At 70.7% G+C, this 18,766-nt stretch carries 18 protein-coding genes and 1 pseudogene; 13 read left to right on the forward strand and 6 right to left on the reverse strand.

Annotated elements, in window-relative coordinates:
* Nucleotides 1–80: 80 nt before the first annotated feature.
* Entirely contained in the window at nt 81–1,094 is a 1,014-nt protein-coding gene (locus JF597_RS34245; RefSeq protein ID WP_294004331.1) for a LacI family DNA-binding transcriptional regulator, read from the reverse strand.
* Between the two features lie 536 nt (nt 1,095–1,630).
* Here JF597_RS34245 and JF597_RS34250 point away from each other — a divergent pair.
* Nucleotides 1,631–3,565: an acyl-CoA dehydrogenase family protein gene (locus tag JF597_RS34250; RefSeq protein ID WP_294004334.1), complete on the forward strand. Its 1,935-nt coding sequence runs from the start codon at nt 1,631–1,633 to the stop codon at nt 3,563–3,565.
* A gap of 15 nt (nt 3,566–3,580) precedes the next feature.
* Here JF597_RS34250 and JF597_RS34255 read toward each other — a convergent pair whose 3' ends face one another.
* Nucleotides 3,581–4,000, reverse strand: a complete 420-nt coding sequence (locus JF597_RS34255) for a PIN domain nuclease (RefSeq protein ID WP_294004337.1) — start codon at nt 3,998–4,000, stop codon at nt 3,581–3,583.
* Nucleotides 3,997–4,206 carry a type II toxin-antitoxin system VapB family antitoxin gene (locus JF597_RS34260; RefSeq protein WP_133027381.1) on the reverse strand — a complete coding sequence of 70 codons (210 nt, stop codon included), beginning with the start codon at nt 4,204–4,206 and terminating at the stop codon, nt 3,997–3,999. Before JF597_RS34260 ends, JF597_RS34255 begins: the two co-directional genes overlap by 4 nt.
* A 109-nt stretch (nt 4,207–4,315) precedes the next feature.
* Here JF597_RS34260 and dxr point away from each other — a divergent pair, with 109 nt between their 5' ends.
* The 9 genes and pseudogenes from dxr to JF597_RS34305 all read left to right on the forward strand — a co-directional run bounded on the left by dxr (nt 4,316) and on the right by JF597_RS34305 (nt 14,106).
* Nucleotides 4,316–5,587, forward strand: coding sequence for a 1-deoxy-D-xylulose-5-phosphate reductoisomerase (gene dxr, locus JF597_RS34265; RefSeq protein ID WP_294004345.1), 1,272 nt, complete (start codon nt 4,316–4,318; stop codon nt 5,585–5,587).
* 8 nt (nt 5,588–5,595) lie between these two features.
* Nucleotides 5,596–6,888 carry an RIP metalloprotease gene (locus tag JF597_RS34270; protein ID WP_294004379.1) on the forward strand — a complete coding sequence of 431 codons (1,293 nt, stop codon included), beginning with the start codon at nt 5,596–5,598 and terminating at the stop codon, nt 6,886–6,888.
* A 113-nt stretch (nt 6,889–7,001) separates the two neighbouring features.
* Nucleotides 7,002–7,418 carry a transposase gene (locus JF597_RS34275; RefSeq protein ID WP_294004348.1) on the forward strand — a complete coding sequence of 139 codons (417 nt, stop codon included), beginning with the start codon at nt 7,002–7,004 and terminating at the stop codon, nt 7,416–7,418.
* Between the two features lie 170 nt (nt 7,419–7,588).
* Nucleotides 7,589–8,746: a flavodoxin-dependent (E)-4-hydroxy-3-methylbut-2-enyl-diphosphate synthase gene (gene ispG, locus JF597_RS34280; protein ID WP_294004351.1), complete on the forward strand. Its 1,158-nt coding sequence runs from the start codon at nt 7,589–7,591 to the stop codon at nt 8,744–8,746.
* A 371-nt stretch (nt 8,747–9,117) separates the two neighbouring features.
* Complete coding sequence (locus JF597_RS34285; protein ID WP_294004354.1) at nt 9,118–9,966, forward strand: GNAT family N-acetyltransferase; 849 nt, start codon at nt 9,118–9,120, stop codon at nt 9,964–9,966.
* Nucleotides 9,967–10,099: 133 nt separating this feature from the next.
* Nucleotides 10,100–10,630: a GNAT family N-acetyltransferase gene (locus JF597_RS34290; RefSeq protein ID WP_294004357.1), complete on the forward strand. Its 531-nt coding sequence runs from the start codon at nt 10,100–10,102 to the stop codon at nt 10,628–10,630.
* Nucleotides 10,631–10,717: 87 nt separating this feature from the next.
* Nucleotides 10,718–12,424 (forward strand): proline--tRNA ligase, encoded by a 1,707-nt coding sequence (locus JF597_RS34295; RefSeq protein WP_294004360.1) that lies wholly within the window; start codon nt 10,718–10,720, stop codon nt 12,422–12,424.
* A 259-nt stretch (nt 12,425–12,683) separates the two neighbouring features.
* Nucleotides 12,684–13,865 (forward strand): annotated as a pseudogene (locus tag JF597_RS34300) (transposase).
* Nucleotides 13,866–13,905: 40 nt separating this feature from the next.
* The gene (locus JF597_RS34305; RefSeq protein WP_294004363.1) at nt 13,906–14,106 is read left to right on the forward strand and encodes a ferredoxin; all 201 of its coding nucleotides are present in this window, start codon (nt 13,906–13,908) and stop codon (nt 14,104–14,106) included.
* 126 nt (nt 14,107–14,232) lie between these two features.
* Here the strand turns inward: JF597_RS34305 and JF597_RS34310 are convergent, their stop codons facing one another.
* The 3 genes from JF597_RS34310 to JF597_RS34320 are packed head-to-tail and all read right to left on the reverse strand — an operon-like array spanning nt 14,233 to nt 16,125.
* On the reverse strand, nt 14,233–15,129 hold the full coding sequence (locus JF597_RS34310; RefSeq protein ID WP_294004366.1) for an aminoglycoside phosphotransferase family protein: 897 nt from the start codon (nt 15,127–15,129) through the stop codon (nt 14,233–14,235).
* A 31-nt stretch (nt 15,130–15,160) separates the two neighbouring features.
* Entirely contained in the window at nt 15,161–15,667 is a 507-nt protein-coding gene (locus JF597_RS34315) for a ferritin-like domain-containing protein (protein WP_294004369.1), read from the reverse strand.
* Nucleotides 15,664–16,125 carry a hypothetical protein gene (locus JF597_RS34320; RefSeq protein ID WP_366916486.1) on the reverse strand — a complete coding sequence of 154 codons (462 nt, stop codon included), beginning with the start codon at nt 16,123–16,125 and terminating at the stop codon, nt 15,664–15,666. Before JF597_RS34320 ends, JF597_RS34315 begins: the two co-directional genes overlap by 4 nt.
* A 348-nt stretch (nt 16,126–16,473) precedes the next feature.
* Between JF597_RS34320 and rimP the strand changes: the two genes are divergently transcribed.
* The 3 genes from rimP (at nt 16,474) to JF597_RS34335 (ending at nt 18,391) form a co-directional block, all read left to right on the forward strand.
* Nucleotides 16,474–16,983, forward strand: coding sequence for a ribosome maturation factor RimP (gene rimP, locus JF597_RS34325; protein WP_294004373.1), 510 nt, complete (start codon nt 16,474–16,476; stop codon nt 16,981–16,983).
* Between the two features lie 2 nt (nt 16,984–16,985).
* Nucleotides 16,986–17,972, forward strand: coding sequence for a transcription termination factor NusA (gene nusA / locus JF597_RS34330; RefSeq protein WP_294004375.1), 987 nt, complete (start codon nt 16,986–16,988; stop codon nt 17,970–17,972).
* A gap of 149 nt (nt 17,973–18,121) precedes the next feature.
* Nucleotides 18,122–18,391: a YlxR family protein gene (locus JF597_RS34335; RefSeq protein WP_294004377.1), complete on the forward strand. Its 270-nt coding sequence runs from the start codon at nt 18,122–18,124 to the stop codon at nt 18,389–18,391.
* Nucleotides 18,392–18,766: the final 375 nt, after the last annotated feature.

Below are 18,766 nucleotides of genomic sequence, written 5' to 3' on the forward strand. Positions count from 1 at the left end.
CGCGCTCCTGAATGAGTGCAGACATGGGGGTGCCCCGGCTCGGCAGGGCACGGTGGGGCACGGTGGGGAGGGAGAGCGGTTCAGGACCCGGCCGGCGCCGGTCCCGTGCTCGCCCGTACCGTCAACTCGGGTGCGATCAGCACGACGTCCTCGCTGCCCCGGCCGTCCAGCTTGGCGACCAGGTGCTCCACGGCGTACCGGCCCATCTCCTGCGCGGGGATGGCGACCGAGGTCAGCCGTACCGAGGCCTGGACGGCGACCTGGTCCGGGCAGATCGCGACCACGGACACGTCCTCCGGCACGGCCCGGCCCTGCTGGCGCAGCAGCGCGAGCAGCGGCTCCACCGCGGACTCGTTCTGGACGACGAAGCCCGTGGTGCCGGGGCGCTCGTCGAAGATCCGGGCCAGCGTGGCGGTCATCGCGTCGTACCCGCCCTCGCACGGCCGGTGCAGCACCCTCAGGCCCAGCTCCCGGGCCCGGGAGCGGAGTCCGTCCAGGGTGCGCTCGGCGAAGCCGGTGTGCCGCTCGTAGACGGCCGGGGCCTCGCCGATGACAGCGATGTCACGGTGACCGAGCTTCGCGAGGTGCTCCACACACAGCGCGCCGGTCGCCCCGAAGTCGAGATCGACGCAGGTCAGCCCGGAGGTCGAGGCGGGCAGGCCGATGAGCACGGAGGGCTGGTCGGTCTGCCGCAGCAGCGGCAGCCGCTCGTCCTCCAGCTCCACGTCCATGAGGATCATGGCGTCGGCGAGCCCGCTGCCGGTGACCCGGCGCACCGCGTCCGGCCCCTCCTCGCCGGTGAGCAGCAGGACGTCGTAGCCGTGCGCGCGGGCCGTGGTGGCCACCGCGATCGCGATCTCCATCATCACCGGCACGTACATGTCCGTGCGCAGCGGGATCATCAGCGCGATGATGTTCGACCGGCTGCTGGCCAGGGCGCGGGCGCCCGCGTTCGGGTGGTAGCCCAGCTCCCGGATGCTCTGCTCGACCCGCTGCCGGGTGATGGCGGAGATGGACCGCTTGCCGCTGAGGACATAGCTCACCGTGCTCGCCGAGACTCCGGCGTGCTGGGCGACCTCGGCGAGGGTGACCATCCAGCTCTCCAAGCTTTGTGAAGCGCTTCGACAGTGCGCATTGCTGACAGGTGGCGAGTGAGGGTGGTTCGACAGTAGCTTCAGTGCGGGTGGGTGTCCATAGGCTGTCGAAGCGCTTCGACAACGATTTGCCGGGCGGCTCAGGCAACCTGTCCAGGGGGCGGCGGCCACAAAGAGGTCGTACGGCCGTCTGAGGGGCGTACCCGAACCGTCCCCCGGAAGGCCCCCCGATGCAACACCGCAGACCGCGCCTGTCCGAGACGGCGAAGACGCTGCCGGCCGCCTCGGCTGCGCCCGGCAAGTATGGCGCCACCGCCTCGGCCGCGCCCGGCTGAACCGGTCGCTCGGCCGGTCAGGCCTCGTCGCGCTCCGGACTGCCCGCCACCGGCCGGGAAACACGTCGGGGCCGTCCGCCCGTCAGCCGATCGGACCGCGAGGGCTGGTAGGTGCGGCCCGTTTCGGGTACCAACGATCCAGTAGCACTGGTCGGTAACGAACGGTCCCCGACAACCCCTTTCGTGGCGAGGTGAGCCTCAATGTCCGCCCCCACCACCAAGAAACCCGCCGTCACCGAGCGGGAGGCCCGCCAGGTGGCGGAGGCCGCCCGGGAACAGGACTGGCACAAGCCCAGTTTCGCCAAGGAGCTGTTCCTCGGGCGCTTCCGGCTCGACCTCATCCACCCGCATCCGCTCCCGGCGGACGACGACGTGCAGCGCGGCGAGGAGTTCCTGGCGCGGCTGCGCGAGTTCTGCGAGACGAAGATCGACTCGGCGCTCATCGAGCGCGAGGCGCGCATCCCGGACGAGGTGATCGCCGGCCTCAAGGAACTCGGCGCCCTCGGCATGAAGATCGACCCCAAGTACGGCGGCCTCGGTCTCACCCAGGTCTACTACAACCGGGCCCTCTCCCTGGTCGGCTCCGCGAACCCCGCGGTCGGCGCGCTGCTCTCCGCCCACCAGTCGATCGGCGTGCCGCAGCCGCTGAAGATCTTCGGCACCCAGGAGCAGAAGGACGCCTTCCTGCCGCGCTGCGCCCGCACCGACATCTCGGCGTTCCTGCTCACCGAGCCGGACGTCGGCTCGGACCCGGCGCGTCTGGCCACCACGGCCGTACGGGACGGCGACGACTACGTCCTCGACGGCGTGAAGCTCTGGACCACCAACGGCGTGGTCGCCGACCTGCTGGTCGTCATGGCCCGGGTCCCGAAGACCGAGAACGGCAAGGGCGGCATCACCGCCTTCGTCGTCGAGGCCGACTCCCCCGGCATCACCGTCGAGAACCGCAACGCCTTCATGGGCCTGCGCGGCATCGAGAACGGCGTCACCCGCTTCCACCAGGTCCGGGTCCCGGCCGCCAACCGCATCGGCGCCGAGGGCGCCGGCCTCAAGATCGCCCTCACCACGCTCAACACCGGACGGCTCTCGCTGCCCGCGATGTGCGTGGGCGCGGGCAAGTGGTGCCTGAAGATCGCCCGCGAGTGGTCGGCGGTCCGCGAGCAGTGGGGCAAGCCGGTCGCGCTGCACGAGGCGGTCGGCTCCAAGATCAGCTTCATCGCGGCGACCACCTTCGCCCTGGAGGCGGTCGTCGACCTGTCCTCCCAGATGGCCGACGAGAACCGCAACGACATCCGCATCGAGGCCGCCCTCGCCAAGCTCTACGGCTCCGAGATGGCCTGCCTGATGGCCGACGAGCTGGTCCAGATCCGCGGCGGCCGCGGCTTCGAGACGGCGGAGTCGCTGAAAGCGCGCGGCGAACGCGCCGTCCCCGCCGAACAGCTCCTGCGCGACCTGCGCATCAACCGCATCTTCGAGGGCTCCACGGAGATCATGCACCTGCTGATCGCCCGCGAGGCCGTCGACGCCCACCTCTCGGTCGCCGGCGACCTCATCGACCCCGACAAGTCCCTCCAGGACAAGGCCAGGGCGGGCGCCAACGCGGGCGTCTTCTACGCCAAGTGGCTGCCCAAGCTGGTCGCCGGACCGGGCCAGCTCCCCACGTCGTACGGCGACTTCAAGCACGGCGTGGACCTCGCCCCGCACCTGCGCTACGTGGAACGGCACGCCCGCAAGCTGGCCCGCTCCACCTTCTACGCCATGTCCCGCTGGCAGGGCCGGATGGAGACCAAGCAGGGCTTCCTGGGCCGGGTCGTGGACATCGGCGCCGAGCTGTTCGCGATGAGCGCGGCCTGCGTCCGCGCCGAACTGCTGCGCCGCCAGGGCGACCACGGCCGGGAGGCCTACCTGCTCGCCGACGCGTTCTGCCGGCAGTCCCGCATCCGCGTCGACGAGCTGTTCAACCGCCTCTGGTCGAACACCGACGACCTGGACCGCAAGGTCGTCAAGGGCGTGCTCGGCGGCTCCTTCGAATGGCTGGAGCGCGGGATCGTCGACCCGTCGGGCGAGGGCCCGTGGATCGCCGACGCGGCCCCCGGGCCGTCCCGGCGGGACAACGTCCGGCGCCCGTTCGGGTGAGGACGGCCACGTCGGCTACAGGCTGCCCGGTGGCATCAGCCACTGGGCGGGCTGGCCGGTGACCGACGCGATGGTCTCGAAGTCGTTGTCGTAGTGCAGCACCGTGAGGCCCTGTATCTCGGCGGTGGCGGCTACGAGGAGGTCCACTGTCCCCGCCGAGCGGTGCCGGCCCTTGGCGGTCAGCTCCTCCTGGACGCGCCATGCCCGCGTCAGTGCGCGGTCGTCCAGGGGTGTCCAGCAGAACAGGGCGTCCAGGTCCTCGACCATCTGCACGCGGTTCTCGGCGTTCCTGGCGCTGTAGAGGAACTCGATCTCGGTCACCGGGCATCGGGCAACGAGACCCTCTGCCAGGGGGCTCTCCCAGTGGGCGAGAGTCGGCTGCTTGAGGACCCGGACGAGGGCGCTTGTGTCGATGAGATATTTGGCCGTGCTCATCGTCGATAGTTCGCCTTGTCCAGAAGGATGTCGAAGTCGCCCGCGTCGGCCTGCGCGGCCAGCCGGGCCAGCGCGAGGGCGCGCTTCTTACGTTCGACGCCTTCTTTCAGGGCCGCGGTCACGGTGTCCTTCTTCGTCTTGGTCCCGAACGCTATGGCCGCCTGCGCCAGCAGTTCCTCGTCGATGTCGATCAGAGTCTTGGCCATGGCGACACCCCTCGTATATCCAGCTTGGCCTTGCGTATATACAGTACCGCGCCGCCCATGAAGGGGACGCCCTGTCCTCCCGGCCACCCGATGCGGCCACAATGGGGGGATGACCGACAGTCCCGCCAGTCCGGCACCCCTCGCCGACCCGCACCTCGTGTACGACCCGCTCGTGGGCGACGGCCCGAAGGACGTGGTGATCCTCGGCTCCACCGGATCGATCGGCACCCAGGCCATCGACCTCGTCCTGCGCAACCCCGACCGCTTCCGGGTCACCGCCCTGTCCGCCCACGGCGGCCGGATCGCCCTCCTCGCCGAGCAGGCGCACCGGCTGCGGGTGCGCACCGTCGCGGTCGCCCTCGAGGACGTCGTACCGGCCCTGCGCGAGGCGCTGACGGCGCTCTACGGCCCCGGCGAACCACTCCCCGAGATCCTCGCCGGACCCGACGCGGCCACCCACGCCGCCGCCTCCGACTGCCACACCGTTCTCAACGGCATCACCGGCTCCATCGGCCTCGCCCCCACCCTCGCCGCCCTGGAGGCGGGCCACACCCTCGCGCTGGCCAACAAGGAGTCGCTGATCGTCGGCGGACCGCTGGTCAAGGCGCTGGCCAAGCCCGGCCAGATCATCCCGGTCGACTCCGAGCACGCGGCGCTCTTCCAGTCGCTGGCGGCGGGGACGAGGGCCGACGTCCGGAAACTGGTCGTGACCGCCTCCGGCGGCCCCTTCCGCGGCCGCACCAAGGCCGACCTGGCGAACGTCACCGTCGAGGACGCGCTCGCCCACCCCACCTGGGCGATGGGACCGGTCATCACGATCAACTCCGCCACCCTGGTCAACAAGGGGCTGGAAGTCATCGAGGCGCACCTCCTCTACGACATTCCCTTCGACCGCATTGAGGTGGTCGTGCACCCGCAGTCGTATGTCCACTCGATGGTCGAGTTCACGGACGGATCCACGATCGCGCAGGCGACGCCCCCCGACATGCGGGGGCCGATCGCCATCGGTCTCGGCTGGCCCGAACGGGTCCCGGACGCGGCGCCGGCCTTCGACTGGGGCAAGGCCTCCACCTGGGAGTTCTTCCCGCTGGACAAGGAGGCCTTCCCGTCCGTGAACCTGGCCCGGCACGTCGGTGAGCTCGCGGGCACCGCCCCGGCGGTGTTCAATGCGGCCAACGAGGAGTGCGTCGAGGCCTTCCGGGCCGGTCTGCTGCCCTTCAACGGCATCATGGAGACCGTGACCCGGGTGGTCGAGGAGCACGGCACCCCTCGTACGGGAACTTCGCTCACCGTGCCGGACGTACTCGAAGCGGAGACCTGGGCACGGGTTCGGGCCCGGGAACTGACAGCGCAGAAGGCGACCGCGGAGGCGCGTGCATGACAGCCCTGATGATGATCCTCGGCATAGTCGTCTTCGTGATCGGCCTGCTGGTCTCGATCGCCTGGCACGAGCTGGGGCATCTCTCCACAGCCAAGCTCTTCGGCATCCGGGTCCCGCAGTACATGGTCGGCTTCGGCCCGACCATCTGGTCGCGGCGCAAGGGCGACACGGAGTACGGCATCAAGGCCGTCCCGCTGGGCGGCTACATCCGCATGATCGGCATGTTCCCGCCCGGCGCCGACGGCCGGGTCACCGCCCGCTCCACCTCACCCTGGCGCAGCATGATCGAGGACGCCCGCTCGGCCGCCTTCGAGGAGCTCCAGCCCGGCGACGAGTCCCGCCTCTTCTACACGCGCGCCCCCTGGAAGCGCGTGATCGTGATGTTCGCGGGCCCGTTCATGAACCTGGTCCTCGCGGTGGCGCTCTTCCTCACCGTCCTCATGGGCTTCGGCATCAGCCAGCAGACCACCACGGTCAGCTCGGTCTCCCAGTGCGTGATCGCGCAGAGCGAGAACCGCGACACCTGCAAGAAGACCGACGCCGCCGCCCCGGCCGCCGCCGCGGGCCTGAAGGCCGGCGACAAGATCCTCTCCTTCGACGGCGTCCGCACCGACAGCTGGAACCAGCTCTCCGACCTGATCCGGTCCACCCCCGGCAAGGAGGTCGCGATCGTCGTCGACCGCAAGGGCCAGGACGTCACCCTGCACGCGAAGATCGCCACCAACCAGGTCGCCAAGAAGGACTCCAGCGGCCAGATCGTCCAGGGGCAGTACGTCACCGCCGGCTTCCTCGGATTCAGCGCCGCCACCGGCATCGTCCGCCAGGACTTCGGCGACTCCCTGACCTGGATGGGCGACCGCGTCGGCGACGCCGTCGACTCCATCGTGAGCCTGCCCGGCAAGATCCCGGCCCTGTGGGACGCGGCCTTCGACGGCGCCCCGCGCCAGGCGGACTCCCCGATGGGCGTGGTCGGCGCGGCCCGGGTCGGCGGCGAGATCTTCACCCTGGACATCCCGCCGACCGAACAGCTGGCGATGGCCCTGATGCTCGTGGCCGGCTTCAACCTCTCCCTCTTCCTCTTCAACATGCTCCCGCTGCTGCCGCTGGACGGCGGCCACATCGCGGGCGCCCTGTGGGAGTCGCTCCGCCGCCACCTGGCCAAGGTCCTGCGCCGCCCGGACCCGGGCCCGTTCGACGTGGCGAAGCTGATGCCGGTGGCCTACGTGGTGGCTGGAATCTTCGTTTGCTTTACCTTGCTGGTCCTAGTAGCGGATGTAGTCAACCCGGTCAAGATCAGCTGACTAGTGGTCTTTTCTTGTCGTGATGCAGTGATGTCGCGCCCTTCACCCGTGTAGCCCACACGAGTGAAGGGCGCGAATTACGTTCATGATGTAGGTGCGAACTTCGTACGTTCTTGCTTGTTCATGGTGAGTCCACGGCGACACCTGTTCCCCCAGGCCCCACGGACAGCCAGTGGGCCCGCATCGAAGCGTCGCTCCGCGCCGAGTACGGGGCGCACCACTTCCGGTCGCCGCTGGATCTGCGAGCTGCCCTCACAGGGATGCTCCACCGACTGCGTACCGGGATCCTCTGGAGCGATCTTCCGGCGCGGTTCGGTGACCCCGCGAAGGTCCGCCGAAGGCAGCGCACCTGGCTGGCGGACGGTGTGTGGCCGGAGATCGTGAAGCTGCTCGACGAGAACCGCGAGGGCACACCCGTGGTGAGTCGTGAAGCCGTCCCGGAGGTGGCCGTCCGCACGGCCCTCGATGCCGAGGCTGTCCCCAGCGCCCAAGACGTGCGCGGGACGGTTAACCCGGTGAAAATCTCCTAGCCACACAGCGTTCGAGGCGGCCCGGAACACTGGGTTCCGGGCCGCTTCCATTGAGTGGGTTTACGGGTGGGGGATGTGCTCGCCCGTGTGCCGGTGCCGTAATCTCGGAGCCTGGAACCCGCTTACGACGGGACCTGGACCTAGATCCACGACTTGGGGTTGCACAGCAGATGACTGCGATTTCTCTCGGCATGCCGTCCGTTCCGACCAAGCTCGCCGAGCGCCGGAAGAGCCGGCAGATCCAGGTCGGCTCCGTGGCGGTCGGCGGAGACGCCCCGGTCTCGGTCCAGTCGATGACCACGACCCGTACGTCCGACATCGGCGCCACCCTCCAGCAGATCGCCGAGCTGACGGCCTCCGGCTGCCAGATCGTGCGGGTGGCATGCCCCACCCAGGACGACGCCGACGCGCTCGCCACGATCGCGAAGAAGTCGCAGATTCCCGTCATCGCGGACATCCACTTCCAGCCGAAGTACGTCTTCGCCGCGATCGAGGCCGGCTGCGCCGCCGTCCGCGTCAACCCCGGCAACATCAAGCAGTTCGACGACAAGGTCAAGGAGATCGCGGCCGCCGCCAAGGACCACGGCACCCCGATCCGTATCGGCGTCAACGCCGGCTCCCTGGACCGCCGGCTGCTCCAGAAGTACGGCAAGGCGACCCCCGAGGCCCTGGTCGAGTCGGCGCTGTGGGAGGCGTCGCTCTTCGAGGAGCACGACTTCCGGGACATAAAGATCTCCGTCAAGCACAACGACCCGGTCGTGATGATCGAGGCGTACCGGCAGCTGGCCGCCCAGTGCGACTACCCGCTGCACCTCGGCGTCACCGAGGCCGGCCCGGCCTTCCAGGGCACGATCAAGTCGGCGGTGGCCTTCGGCGCCCTCCTCAGCCAGGGCATCGGCGACACCATCCGGGTCTCCCTCTCCGCGCCGCCGGTGGAGGAGGTCAAGGTCGGCAACCAGATCCTCGAGTCCCTCAACCTCAAGCAGCGCGGCCTCGAGATCGTCTCCTGCCCGTCCTGCGGCCGGGCCCAGGTCGACGTCTACAAGCTCGCCGAAGAGGTCACCGCCGGTCTCACCGGCATGGAGGTCCCGCTCCGCGTCGCCGTCATGGGCTGCGTGGTCAACGGCCCCGGCGAGGCCCGCGAGGCCGACCTCGGCGTCGCCTCCGGCAACGGCAAGGGCCAGATCTTCGTCAAGGGCGAGGTCATCAAGACGGTCCCCGAGTCGAAGATCGTGGAGACCCTCATCGAGGAGGCCATGAAGCTGGCCGAGCAGATGGAGGCGGAGGGTTCGGAGTCGGGGGAGCCGTCGGTGTCGGTGGCGGGCTGAGGCGGTCTTCGGGCGCCGGGGAGGGTATCTCCGCCCCCGCCGCCCCTACCCGTCCCCGTCCCCAAGAGGCGCAGCCCCTGACGCCCCCGCCCAGGGGCTCCGCCCCTGGACCCCGCTCCTCAAACGCCGGAGGGGCTGATTCTTCAGGCCGGCGTCTCAGCTTCCGCCCTCGAAGGCCGGAGGGGCTGATCATGGAGCCCGTCCGGCGATGGAGGACGAGGCCGGAGGCCGAAGCGGGGGTCTCGGGGTGGCAGCCCCCCCAGGGACGGAAGCCCGGCAGACCACCACTTCACGGACACGGGGCGGCACGGCAAAGCTTCCGCAGGTACAGTGCGGAGATCAGCAGAACCCATCAGCGTGAGGCCCCGCACGTGTTGACGCAGACCACCTCACGGGTGCTCGAACCGAGTGACCTGGACGCCGCGCTCGCCGTACTCGACCGCGAGCCGGTCACGAACGCCTTCGTGACCTCGCGGGTCCAGGTGGCCGGCCTCGACCCCTGGCGCCTCGGCGGTGAGATGTGGGGCTGGTACGAGGACGGCATGCTCACGTCCCTCTGCTACGCCGGCGCCAACCTGGTCCCGATCTGCGCCACTCCGCGTGCCGTCCGCGCCTTCGCCGACCGGGCCCGCCGGGCCGGCCGCCGCTGCTCCTCGATCGTCGGCCCCGCCGAGGCCACCGCCCAGCTGTGGCGCCTCCTGGAACCGCACTGGGGCCCGGCCCGCGAGGTGCGCGGCCACCAGCCCCTGATGGTCACCGACCGCATGCCCGACGACATCGCCCCTGATCCGTACGTCCGCCGCATCCGCAAGGACGAGATGGAAGCGATCATGCCGGCGTGCGTGGCGATGTTCACCGAGGAGGTGGGCGTCTCCCCGCTGGCCGGCGACGGCGGCCTGCTCTACCAGGCGAGGGTCGCCGAACTCGTCGGCTCCGGCCGCTCGTTCGCCCGGATCGACGACAACGGCAAGGTCGTCTTCAAGGCGGAGATCGGCGCGGCCACGGCCGAGGCCTGCCAGATCCAGGGCGTGTGGGTCGCCCCCGAGTACCGGGGCATGGGCCTGGCGGCGCCCGGCATGGCAGCGGTCCTGCGCTACGCGCTCGCCGACGTGGCTCCGGTGGTCAGCCTGTACGTCAACGACTTCAACACAGCGGCGAGAAGGACGTACCTGAGGGTGGGCTTCCAGGAGGTCGGCGCGTTCATGAGCGTGCTGTTCTAGGCCGTCGTCCGCGTCACGCGCCCCGGCAGGGGCGCGGGGCTGTGTCCGGTGTCCGGCTCCGCCGCGTGCGCGCGACCGGCCACAACCCACCCGCACCCGGACGGCAACGCTCCGCCCCCTGTACCCTCCCTGCATGGACCTCGTGATCGGCCCCCTGGACCTCCCCTCCCACGTGGACGAGGCCCTGGCAGTGCAAGCGATCGCCTTCGGCCTGGGTCCCGACGAGGTGGCGGTGCGCCGCCAGATCGTCCTCCGGCACATGCAGTACCCCGGGGCAAGAGCTCTCGGCGCCACCAGTGGGGGGCGCCTCGTGGGGTTCGTCTACGGCATGCCGAACAGCCGCGTCCACTGGTGGTCCACCGTCGTGGAGCCCTACCTCCGCGCCCAGGACAAGGCCGACTGGCTCGACGACTCCTTCGTGATCACCGAGCTGCACGTGCACCCCCACCACCAGAACCGCGGCATCGGCCGCCGCCTGATCACGCTCATCACCGACAGCGCCACCGAGCCCCGCTCGATCCTCTCCGCGATCGACACCGACAGCCCGGCGCGCGGTCTCTACCACTCCCTCGGCTACGTCGACCTGGCCCGCCAGGTGCATTTCCCCAGCGCCCCGAAGCCGTACGCGGTGATGGGCGCCCCCCTGCCGCTGCGCCGTAAGTGAGCCGTCGCCGCAAACCGATTTCCACCGGCACAGCGTGCCCGGCTAACCTCCTAGCCATCACCCTTTTCCGGCAGGAGTACGAGAACCATGGCGAACGCACCGGTCCAACGCATGTCCCAGTTGATGGCGAAGACGCTGCGTGACGACCCGGCGGACGCCGAGGTCCTCAGCCACAAGCTCCTCGTGCGCGCGGGCTACGTCCGCCGCACGGCGGCCGGCATCTGGTCCTGGCTGCCGCTCGGTCTGAGGGTCCTGTCCAACATCGAGCGGATCGTCCGCGAGGAGATGGACGCGATCGGCGCCCAGGAGGTGCTGCTCCCGGCCCTCCTGCCCCGGGAGCCGTACGAGGCGACCGGCCGCTGGGACGAGTACGGCCAGGAGCTGTTCCGCCTCCAGGACCGCAAGGGCGGCGACTACCTCCTCGGCCCGACCCACGAGGAGATCTTCACCCTCCTGGTGAAAGACCAGGCGTCCTCCTACAAGGACCTGCCGGTCATCCTCTACCAGATCCAGAACAAGTACCGGGACGAGGCCCGCCCGCGCGCCGGCATCCTGCGCGGCCGCGAGTTCCTCATGAAGGACTCCTACTCCTTCGACCTGGACGAGGACGGCCTCGCCACGTCGTACGCCCTGCACCGCGAGGCCTACCGGCGGATCTTCGAGCGCCTCGGCCTCGACTACCGCATCGTCGCCGCCACCGCCGGCGCCATGGGCGGCTCGAAGTCGGAGGAGTTCCTGGCCCCGGCCGAGGCCGGCGAGGACACCTTCGCCGACTGCCCGAACTGCGACTTCGCGGCCAACACCGAGGCGATCACCTACGGGCTGAAGCAGGTGGACGCGTCCGGCGTGCCCGCGCTCGAGGAGATCCCGACCCCGGACACCCCGACCATCGAGACCCTCGCCGCGCACCTCGGTGTCCAGGCCTCCGCCACCCTGAAGAACCTCCTGGTGAAGGTCGACGGCGAGATCGTGGCCGTCGGCGTGCCGGGCGACCGCGAGGTCGACATGGGCAAGGTCGAGGAGCACTTCGCCCCGGCCGCCGTCGAGCTGGTCACCGAGTCCGACTTCGCCGGCCGTCCCGACCTGGTCCGCGGCTACGTCGGCCCGCAGGGCCTGGGCGAGAAGCTGAAGTACATCGCCGACCCGCGGGTGGCCCCGGGCACCGCCTGGATCACCGGCGCCAACAAGGCGGGCACGCACGCCAAGAACGTGGTGGCCGGGCGTGACTTCGAGGTCGACGAGTACGTCGACGTCGTGGTGGTGCTGGAGGGCGACCCCTGCCCCAAGTGCGGCACCGGCCTGAAGCTGGACCGCGCCATCGAGATCGGCCACATCTTCCAGCTCGGCCAGAAGTACACCAACGCCCTCAAGCTCGACGTCCTCGGCCAGAACGGCAAGCCGGTCCGCGTGACGATGGGCTCCTACGGCATCGGCGTCTCCCGCGCCGTCGCCGCCCTGGCCGAGCAGACCGCCGACGAGAAGGGCCTGGTCTGGTCGCGTGAGGTCGCCCCGGCCGACGTGCACGTCGTCGCGGCCGGCAAGGCCCTGCAGACCGAACTCGCCCTGGACGTCTCGGAGAAGCTGCGGGCGGCCGGGCTGCGTGTCCTGGTCGACGACCGGGCCGGGGTCTCCCCGGGCGTGAAGTTCACCGACGCCGAACTCATCGGCGTACCGCAGATCCTGGTCGCGGGCCGCCGCTCGGGCGAGGGCGTCCTCGAGCTCAAGGACCGCAGGACGGGCGAGCGCGAGGAGCTGACGGTGGACGAGGCGATCGCCCGCCTGACCGCCAACTGAGCCTCAACTCCCGCGTGGACGGCCGCCGGTGACCCACCGGCGGCCGTCGTCGTCCGCCGCCACGGATCTTCAGCAGGCTCTTGCCAGGAACCTCAGGGCTTCAGCCATGGGAGGAGTCGCATCCTCGTGGTCGCGAAGCGCCCGGGTGCCGTGTCCGGCGGAGCCGGTGCTGCGTCCATCCGGTGGCGGGTTCACTCGGTCGAGTGACGCATGGTGAACATGCAATGGGCAGTCGCACGCGTGTGTAGGTTCGGTGATCGTGAAGCTGGTGGTGCAGGTCAGATTGCTGCCGACGCCCGTGCAGGCGGGGCGCTGGAGGCGACCCTGCGCGCCTGCAACGAAGCGGCGACCACCTGGGCCGGCGGTGTGGCGTTCGAGAAGGATGTGAAGAGCAACTTCGCGTTGCGGAAGCACACCTACGGTGAGGTCAAGGCCCGGTGGGGGCTGGGCGCACAGGCCGCCCAGCACGTCATCAAGAAGACCTGCGACGCATACGCCACACTGAAGGCCAACCTGAGGGCCGGGAACCTGGGCAGACGCGGGTCGAAGCGCTGCCGCAGGGCGGTGGAGAAGCCGGTGGCCTTCCGTCCGGAGGGCGCGCAGCCGTACGACGACCGGATGCTGTCCTGGCAGATCGATCGGCGCCGGATCTCGGTCTGGACGACTGCCGGGCGGATAAAGGACGTGGCGTTCACCGCCTCACCGGAGCAGATGGCCACCCTGGCCCTGTATCGCAGGGGCGAGTCCGACCTGCTGTGGCGGGATGGCATGTGGTTCCTCAATTCCACTTGCGAGGTGCCCGAAGCGCCGCGGGAGCTCAACCGCATCCGCGTCCGGGAGCGCGCGCTGCGTACCAAGCTGCAGAAGCAGAACACCCCGTCTGCCAAGCGCCGTTTGAAGAAACGGCGGCACAAGGAGGCGAGGCGGGCGAAGGACATCAACCACAAGATCGCTAAGCATGTGGTGGCCGAGGCTGGGGGTACCTCCCACGCCCTAAAGGCAGTGGGGGAGCACCGGTCGCGGGATCGCCCTGGAGGACCTCACGGGCATCCGCGAACGGGTACGGCTTCGCAAACCCCGACGGGCCACCCACTCCAGCTGGTCCTTCGCCCAGCTGGGGCAGTTCATCGCGTACAAAGCTCGCAAGGCCGGGGTGCCGGTGGTGTACGTCGATCCGGCGTACTCCCGTACCTGCGCCGAGTGCAGGCACGTCCACAGGGCGAACCGGGTCTCGCAGGCCTGGTTCGCGTGTCGGTCCTGCGGATTCGTTGATCACGCGGACCGGAACGGCGCCCGCAACATCCGCGCCAGAGCGTGGGAGTTGTGGCGACGCGGGGCGCAGTCAACCGCCCCAGACCCACCTCCCGGACCCGCGCGTGGGACAGGACGCAAGCGCAGCACCTCGGCCAGTGGCGCCCGTTGTGCAAGCCGGGGACATTAGTTCCCGGGTCGTTGACGAACGTCTCAGCCAGTGATCTGACATGGACCAGCACATCACCGTCGACTGGACCTCCTGCCAGGCCCACGGCCTGTGCGCAGAGCTGCTCCCCGAGCACATCACCCTGGACGAATGGGGCTACCCCGTGGTCGACGGCAGCCCAATCCCGCCCCGAACAAGGAAGCGAGCCCGCAGAGCGGCGGCGGACTGCCCGGACCTCGCCTTGAAGCTGGGGCAGGGCTGAGCGCCCCTCAAGGGGCGCTGGGTGTACCCCCGGCCGAAGGCTGGGGGAGGAACTGCGCGACCAGCCACCACGCACCCGCAGTGGGGAAACGACCTGCACCACCCCGGACCGCCCCCTAAAAGCGCCCTACAGCCACCCGGCGAACTCCAGCAACAGCTCCCCGTCCTTCGGCCGCCCCACCCGAAGGGCCCGCGCACCCGACTCCACCGCCCGGAACAACGTCCACCCCCGCAACCGCTCCTGATCCACCTCAAGCGACTCCGCGAGCCGTTTGATCCGCCGCCGGGTGATGGACGCCCCGGACGGCGAGGCGATCAGATCCTCCACCCGGTCCCGCACCAACCGCGCCAGATCGAACGCGCACTCCCCGACCACCGGATCCGGCCCCACCGCCAGCCACGGCATCCGCTCCCCGGCCAGCACCTTGCTCTGCCGGAACGTGCCGTGCAGCAGCCGCTGTTCGGGCGGCGCGGCCAGCAACTCCTCCCGGGCCGCGACCGCCGCCGCCACCAACGGCGCCACCTCGGCGTCACCGGCCGCCCGGGCCATCGCCGCGGCCTGCCGCCCCGTCCGCTCGGCCACGGTCTCGAAGACGTGCTCCTCCGGCGGCGGGACCCAGAGCCGCCGGAGCGTCCCCGCAGCCTCCAGCAATGCCTTCGCCTCGGGCAGCGACCGCACCGAGACCTCCGGATGCAGCCGCTCCAGCAGCAGCACTCCGGCGGGCCCGTCGGCCTCCAGCACCTGCACCGCACCGAGCCCGCCCCAGTGCGCCAGCGCCGCCGCCTCGCTCTCCGGCCGGGCCCGCCGCGGCGCCAGCTTCAGTACGGCGGGCGTGTCGTCCGCCCGCCGCACCAGCAGCACGACGCTGCTGCGGCCGCCCGGCACCTGCACCCGCTCCACGGTCAACTCGCGTTGTGCGACGGCCTGTTCCACCGCACCCGGCAGCTTCTCCAGCCACTCGTCACCGTCCGGCACCGTCTCACCGAGCGCCCTCACCAGGCGCCGCGTCGGTTCGAAAGCCATACTCGAGTCGTTCCTTTCCTGTTCCAGGGCGCTAGGGAGTCGCCGAAGCCGTGAGCGAGGGCGAGGCCGATCCACCGGCCGCCGCGCCGGAATCCGCACCGGGACCCGCCCGCTCGGCGAGCCCAGGGAAGGCTACGCTCTCCCCGCTCCAGCGCACCGCCCGCACCGCGGCCTCCCGCAGCGCCGCGGCCGCCGAGCCACGCCGCTCGCCGGAGGATGCCCGGACCAGGTCGGAGTAGACATCGGCCACCCGCTCCTCCAACTCGGCCGCGAGCCGTACGGCCGTAGCGGTGTCCGTGACGGGGAACGGCAGAGCGTACGCGGCGCTCGCGGCGACGGGCGTACCGCCCAGGTCCCGTACCTCGCGGGCCAGCGCGTCCCGGCCGGCCCGGTGCGCGTCGTACGCCGAGCGCGCCTCGGCCAGCCGCTGCGCGCCGATCTGCCCGCCGACCACGCCGTAGCCGTACACCGCCGCTTGCTCGGCCGCCAGCGCCGCCTGGAGCGCCTCGAGGACGCCCGTCTCCGCCTCGTCGCTCACCGGTCGCCTTTCGTCAGCAGGTACGCGTGCCCGGCCCCGGCCGCCGCCACCGCGGCCAGCAGCCGGGCCAGTTCGCCCGGCACGTCAAGCAGCGCCCTGGCCCGCCGGTCGGCGAGGCTCCGTTCGGCGGCGGCCAGCGAGGCGAGCGCGGACTTCTCGTCGGCGGGCACGGTCGGCGAGGCCGACGGGGACGCCGTGGGCGAAGGGGAAACCGTCGCCGTGGGCGAGGCGGTGCCCTCCTCGAACGCCGCCGCGTGCGCCGCCACCTCCGCCCGCAGCGGCCGCAACCGCTCCGCGAGCGCGGGATGAACGGCGAGGACGGCGTCGTACTGCCGCAACAGCCCCCGGCTGTCCCGTGCCGCACGCGCGCGTAGCCGCGCGGACACCGATGTACTCCCGCCGCTCCCGGCGGAGTCCGAATCAGTGGAGCAGCCCACCAGCACGGCGGCCGAGGCCACCGAAACGATCAGGCTCCTTCTTCGCAACAGCGAGGGGAACGACACGACAGACGTCCTCAGGGGGGCTCGTACGAACACACGGGCGGACATGCACCCGACCGTGATCACGTTACCCGTGCACCCCTCGAACTCATGTCACCGGCTCGACGGCAGGCCTCAGGGGCGCGAGGAACTGCGCGACCAGCGCCCACCGGCCCGCACCCGCCCCCGAACAGCAGCACCACCCCCCGTAGGCGCCCGGCCCCACCGCCGGAGGCACCCGCACGCAACACCCCCCGCGACCCGATACCCTTTGACCAGACACGCGACCCATCCCACAACAGCACACGCGGCCGAGGAGTCACCCGGATGAGCACCACCCAGAGCGAGAGGCTGCGAGAGCTCCTGGAACCGCTCGTCACCTCCCAGGGACTGGATCTCGAAGAGATCGCCGTGGACTCCGTCGGACGCAAGCGCGTGCTGCGCGTCGTCGTCGACTCCGACACCGGGGCGGACCTGGACCAGATCGCCGATGTGAGCCGTGAGCTCTCGGCGAAGCTCGACGACACGGACGCGATGGGCGAGGGGGAGTACACCCTGGAGGTCGGCACCCCCGGCGCGGAACGCCTGCTCACGGAGCGTCGGCACTACCTGCGCGCCGTCGACCGCCTGGTCAGGTTCCAGCTGGCCGAGGGCGGGGAACTGGTCGCCAGGATCCTGGACGTCGACGACGAGGGCCTCGATCTGGAGGTGCCCGGCGTCAAGGGCCGCAAGGCCACCGGGCGCCGCCTCGGGTTCGCCGAGATCGAGCGGGCGCGTGTGCAGGTCGAGTTCAACCGCAAGGACAAGAAGGACATGACGGAAGAGGAGGAGGCGTAGCCGTGGACATCGACATGAGCGCCCTGCGGGGCTTGGTTCGGGAGAAGGAGATCTCCTTCGACCTGCTGGTCGAGGCGATCGAGTCGGCCCTCCTCATCGCCTACCACCGCACCGAGGGAAGCCGCCGCCACGCGCGCGTGGTGCTCGACCGGAACACCGGGCACGTGACCGTGTGGGCGAAGGAGGACCCCGAGGACCTGGAGGAGGGGCAGGAGGCGCGCGAGTTCGACGACACCCCGTCGGACTTCGGGCGGATCGCCGCCACCACCGCCAAGCAGGTGATCCTGCAGCGGCTGCGCGACGCCGAGGACGACGCCACGCTCGGCGAGTACGCCGGCCGTGAGGGCGACATCGTCACCGGAGTGGTCCAGCAGGGCCGCGACCCGAAGAACGTGCTCGTCGACATCGGCAAGCTGGAAGCCATCCTGCCGGTGCAGGAGCAGGTCCCCGGCGAGACCTACCCGCACGGGATGCGGCTGCGGTCGTACGTCGTGCGGGTGGCGAAGGGCGTCCGCGGCCCCTCCGTCACGCTCTCCCGCACCCACCCGAACCTCGTGAAGAAGCTCTTCGCGCTGGAGGTGCCGGAGATCGCCGACGGGTCCGTCGAGATCGCCGCCATCGCCCGCGAGGCCGGCCACCGTACGAAGATCGCGGTCCGTTCCACCCGTTCGGGCCTGAACGCCAAGGGCGCCTGCATCGGCCCCATGGGCGGCCGGGTCCGCAACGTCATGGGTGAGCTGAGCGGCGAGAAGATCGACATCGTCGACTGGTCGGACGACCCGGCCGAGATGGTGGCGAACGCGCTGTCTCCGGCCCGGGTCTCCAAGGTCGAGGTCGTGGACCTGGCGTCCCGGTCGGCCCGGGTGACCGTGCCGGACTACCAGCTGTCGCTGGCGATCGGCAAAGAAGGACAGAACGCCCGGCTCGCCGCCCGGCTCACCGGCTGGCGGATCGACATCCGCCCGGACACCGAGCAGGCGCCCGAGTAGATCACCCGTCGGGGCCCAGCCGGGGCTCCCGTCCGGGTTCACCCGGACGAGGGGAATAGTTCCAAGCCGCAGGTGGCTTGGAATACGACAACGGGCGTTCGATCTTTGCCCCGAAGGGGTGAGGTCGGTTCGGGGAGGTAGACTTAGCAGTGTCTGGCCGGACGCATGCCCGCGCATGCCCTGAGCGCACCTGTGTGGGGTGCAGGCAGCGAGCGGCCAAGACCGAACTGCTGCGGATCGTGGCGGTCGAGGACGAGTGCGTCCCCGATCCTCGCGGTACGCTGCCCGGCCGGGGTGCGTATGTACACCCCGCCCAGGTCTGTCTGGACCAGGCGGTGCGCCGTCGGGCACTCCCGCGGGCGCTGCGCGCCCCGGGCCCGCTGGACGTAAAGGCGTTGCGCCGGTACGTCGAGCAGTAACACCGTAAGAAGCGTCGTACGGAACGTCCGTGCGGCTCTGGTACCCCGCGAGTTGGAAGTAGGTCGAGATTGCGATGAGCACTCGATGAGCACGCGATGAGTACGCCCATGAAGTAGCGACGGTCCGGACGCACCCGGACCTAAAAGGAGCGAAGTGGCTAAGGTCCGGGTATACGCCGTCCCGGTGCCCCGAAGCCCGGTGCCCCGCGTCCGGCGGCCCCGCAGCCGCAGGCACAGGCCCCGGCGGCCCCCGCGGCTCCGGAGGCCCCCGCGGCCCCGGCGCCGGCCCCGGTCACCCCCGCGCCGGCCGCCTCCGGCCCGCGTCCCGTCCCGGGCCCCAAGCCCGCGCCGCGTCCGGCTCCGGCCGCGCCCGAG

It is taken from the genome of Streptomyces sp. (assembly GCF_019510245.1).
Taxonomy (GTDB): Bacteria; Actinomycetota; Actinomycetes; order Streptomycetales; family Streptomycetaceae; genus Streptomyces.

What these genes read in the sequence shown, in the direction of transcription:
- JF597_RS34245 (WP_294004331.1), bottom strand. Translation starts at nt 1,094, where the DNA reads ATGGTCACCCTCGCCGAGGTCGCCCAGCACGCCGGAGTCTCGGCGAGC.
- JF597_RS34250 (WP_294004334.1), top strand. Translation starts at nt 1,631, where the DNA reads ATGTCCGCCCCCACCACCAAGAAACCCGCCGTCACCGAGCGGGAGGCC.
- JF597_RS34255 (WP_294004337.1), bottom strand. Translation starts at nt 4,000, where the DNA reads ATGAGCACGGCCAAATATCTCATCGACACAAGCGCCCTCGTCCGGGTC.
- JF597_RS34260 (WP_133027381.1), bottom strand. Translation starts at nt 4,206, where the DNA reads ATGGCCAAGACTCTGATCGACATCGACGAGGAACTGCTGGCGCAGGCG.
- dxr (WP_294004345.1), top strand. Translation starts at nt 4,316, where the DNA reads ATGACCGACAGTCCCGCCAGTCCGGCACCCCTCGCCGACCCGCACCTC.
- JF597_RS34270 (WP_294004379.1), top strand. Translation starts at nt 5,596, where the DNA reads ATGATGATCCTCGGCATAGTCGTCTTCGTGATCGGCCTGCTGGTCTCG.
- ispG (WP_294004351.1), top strand. Translation starts at nt 7,589, where the DNA reads ATGACTGCGATTTCTCTCGGCATGCCGTCCGTTCCGACCAAGCTCGCC.
- JF597_RS34290 (WP_294004357.1), top strand. Translation starts at nt 10,100, where the DNA reads ATGGACCTCGTGATCGGCCCCCTGGACCTCCCCTCCCACGTGGACGAG.
- JF597_RS34295 (WP_294004360.1), top strand. Translation starts at nt 10,718, where the DNA reads ATGGCGAACGCACCGGTCCAACGCATGTCCCAGTTGATGGCGAAGACG.
- JF597_RS34305 (WP_294004363.1), top strand. Translation starts at nt 13,906, where the DNA reads ATGGACCAGCACATCACCGTCGACTGGACCTCCTGCCAGGCCCACGGC.
- JF597_RS34310 (WP_294004366.1), bottom strand. Translation starts at nt 15,129, where the DNA reads ATGGCTTTCGAACCGACGCGGCGCCTGGTGAGGGCGCTCGGTGAGACG.
- rimP (WP_294004373.1), top strand. Translation starts at nt 16,474, where the DNA reads ATGAGCACCACCCAGAGCGAGAGGCTGCGAGAGCTCCTGGAACCGCTC.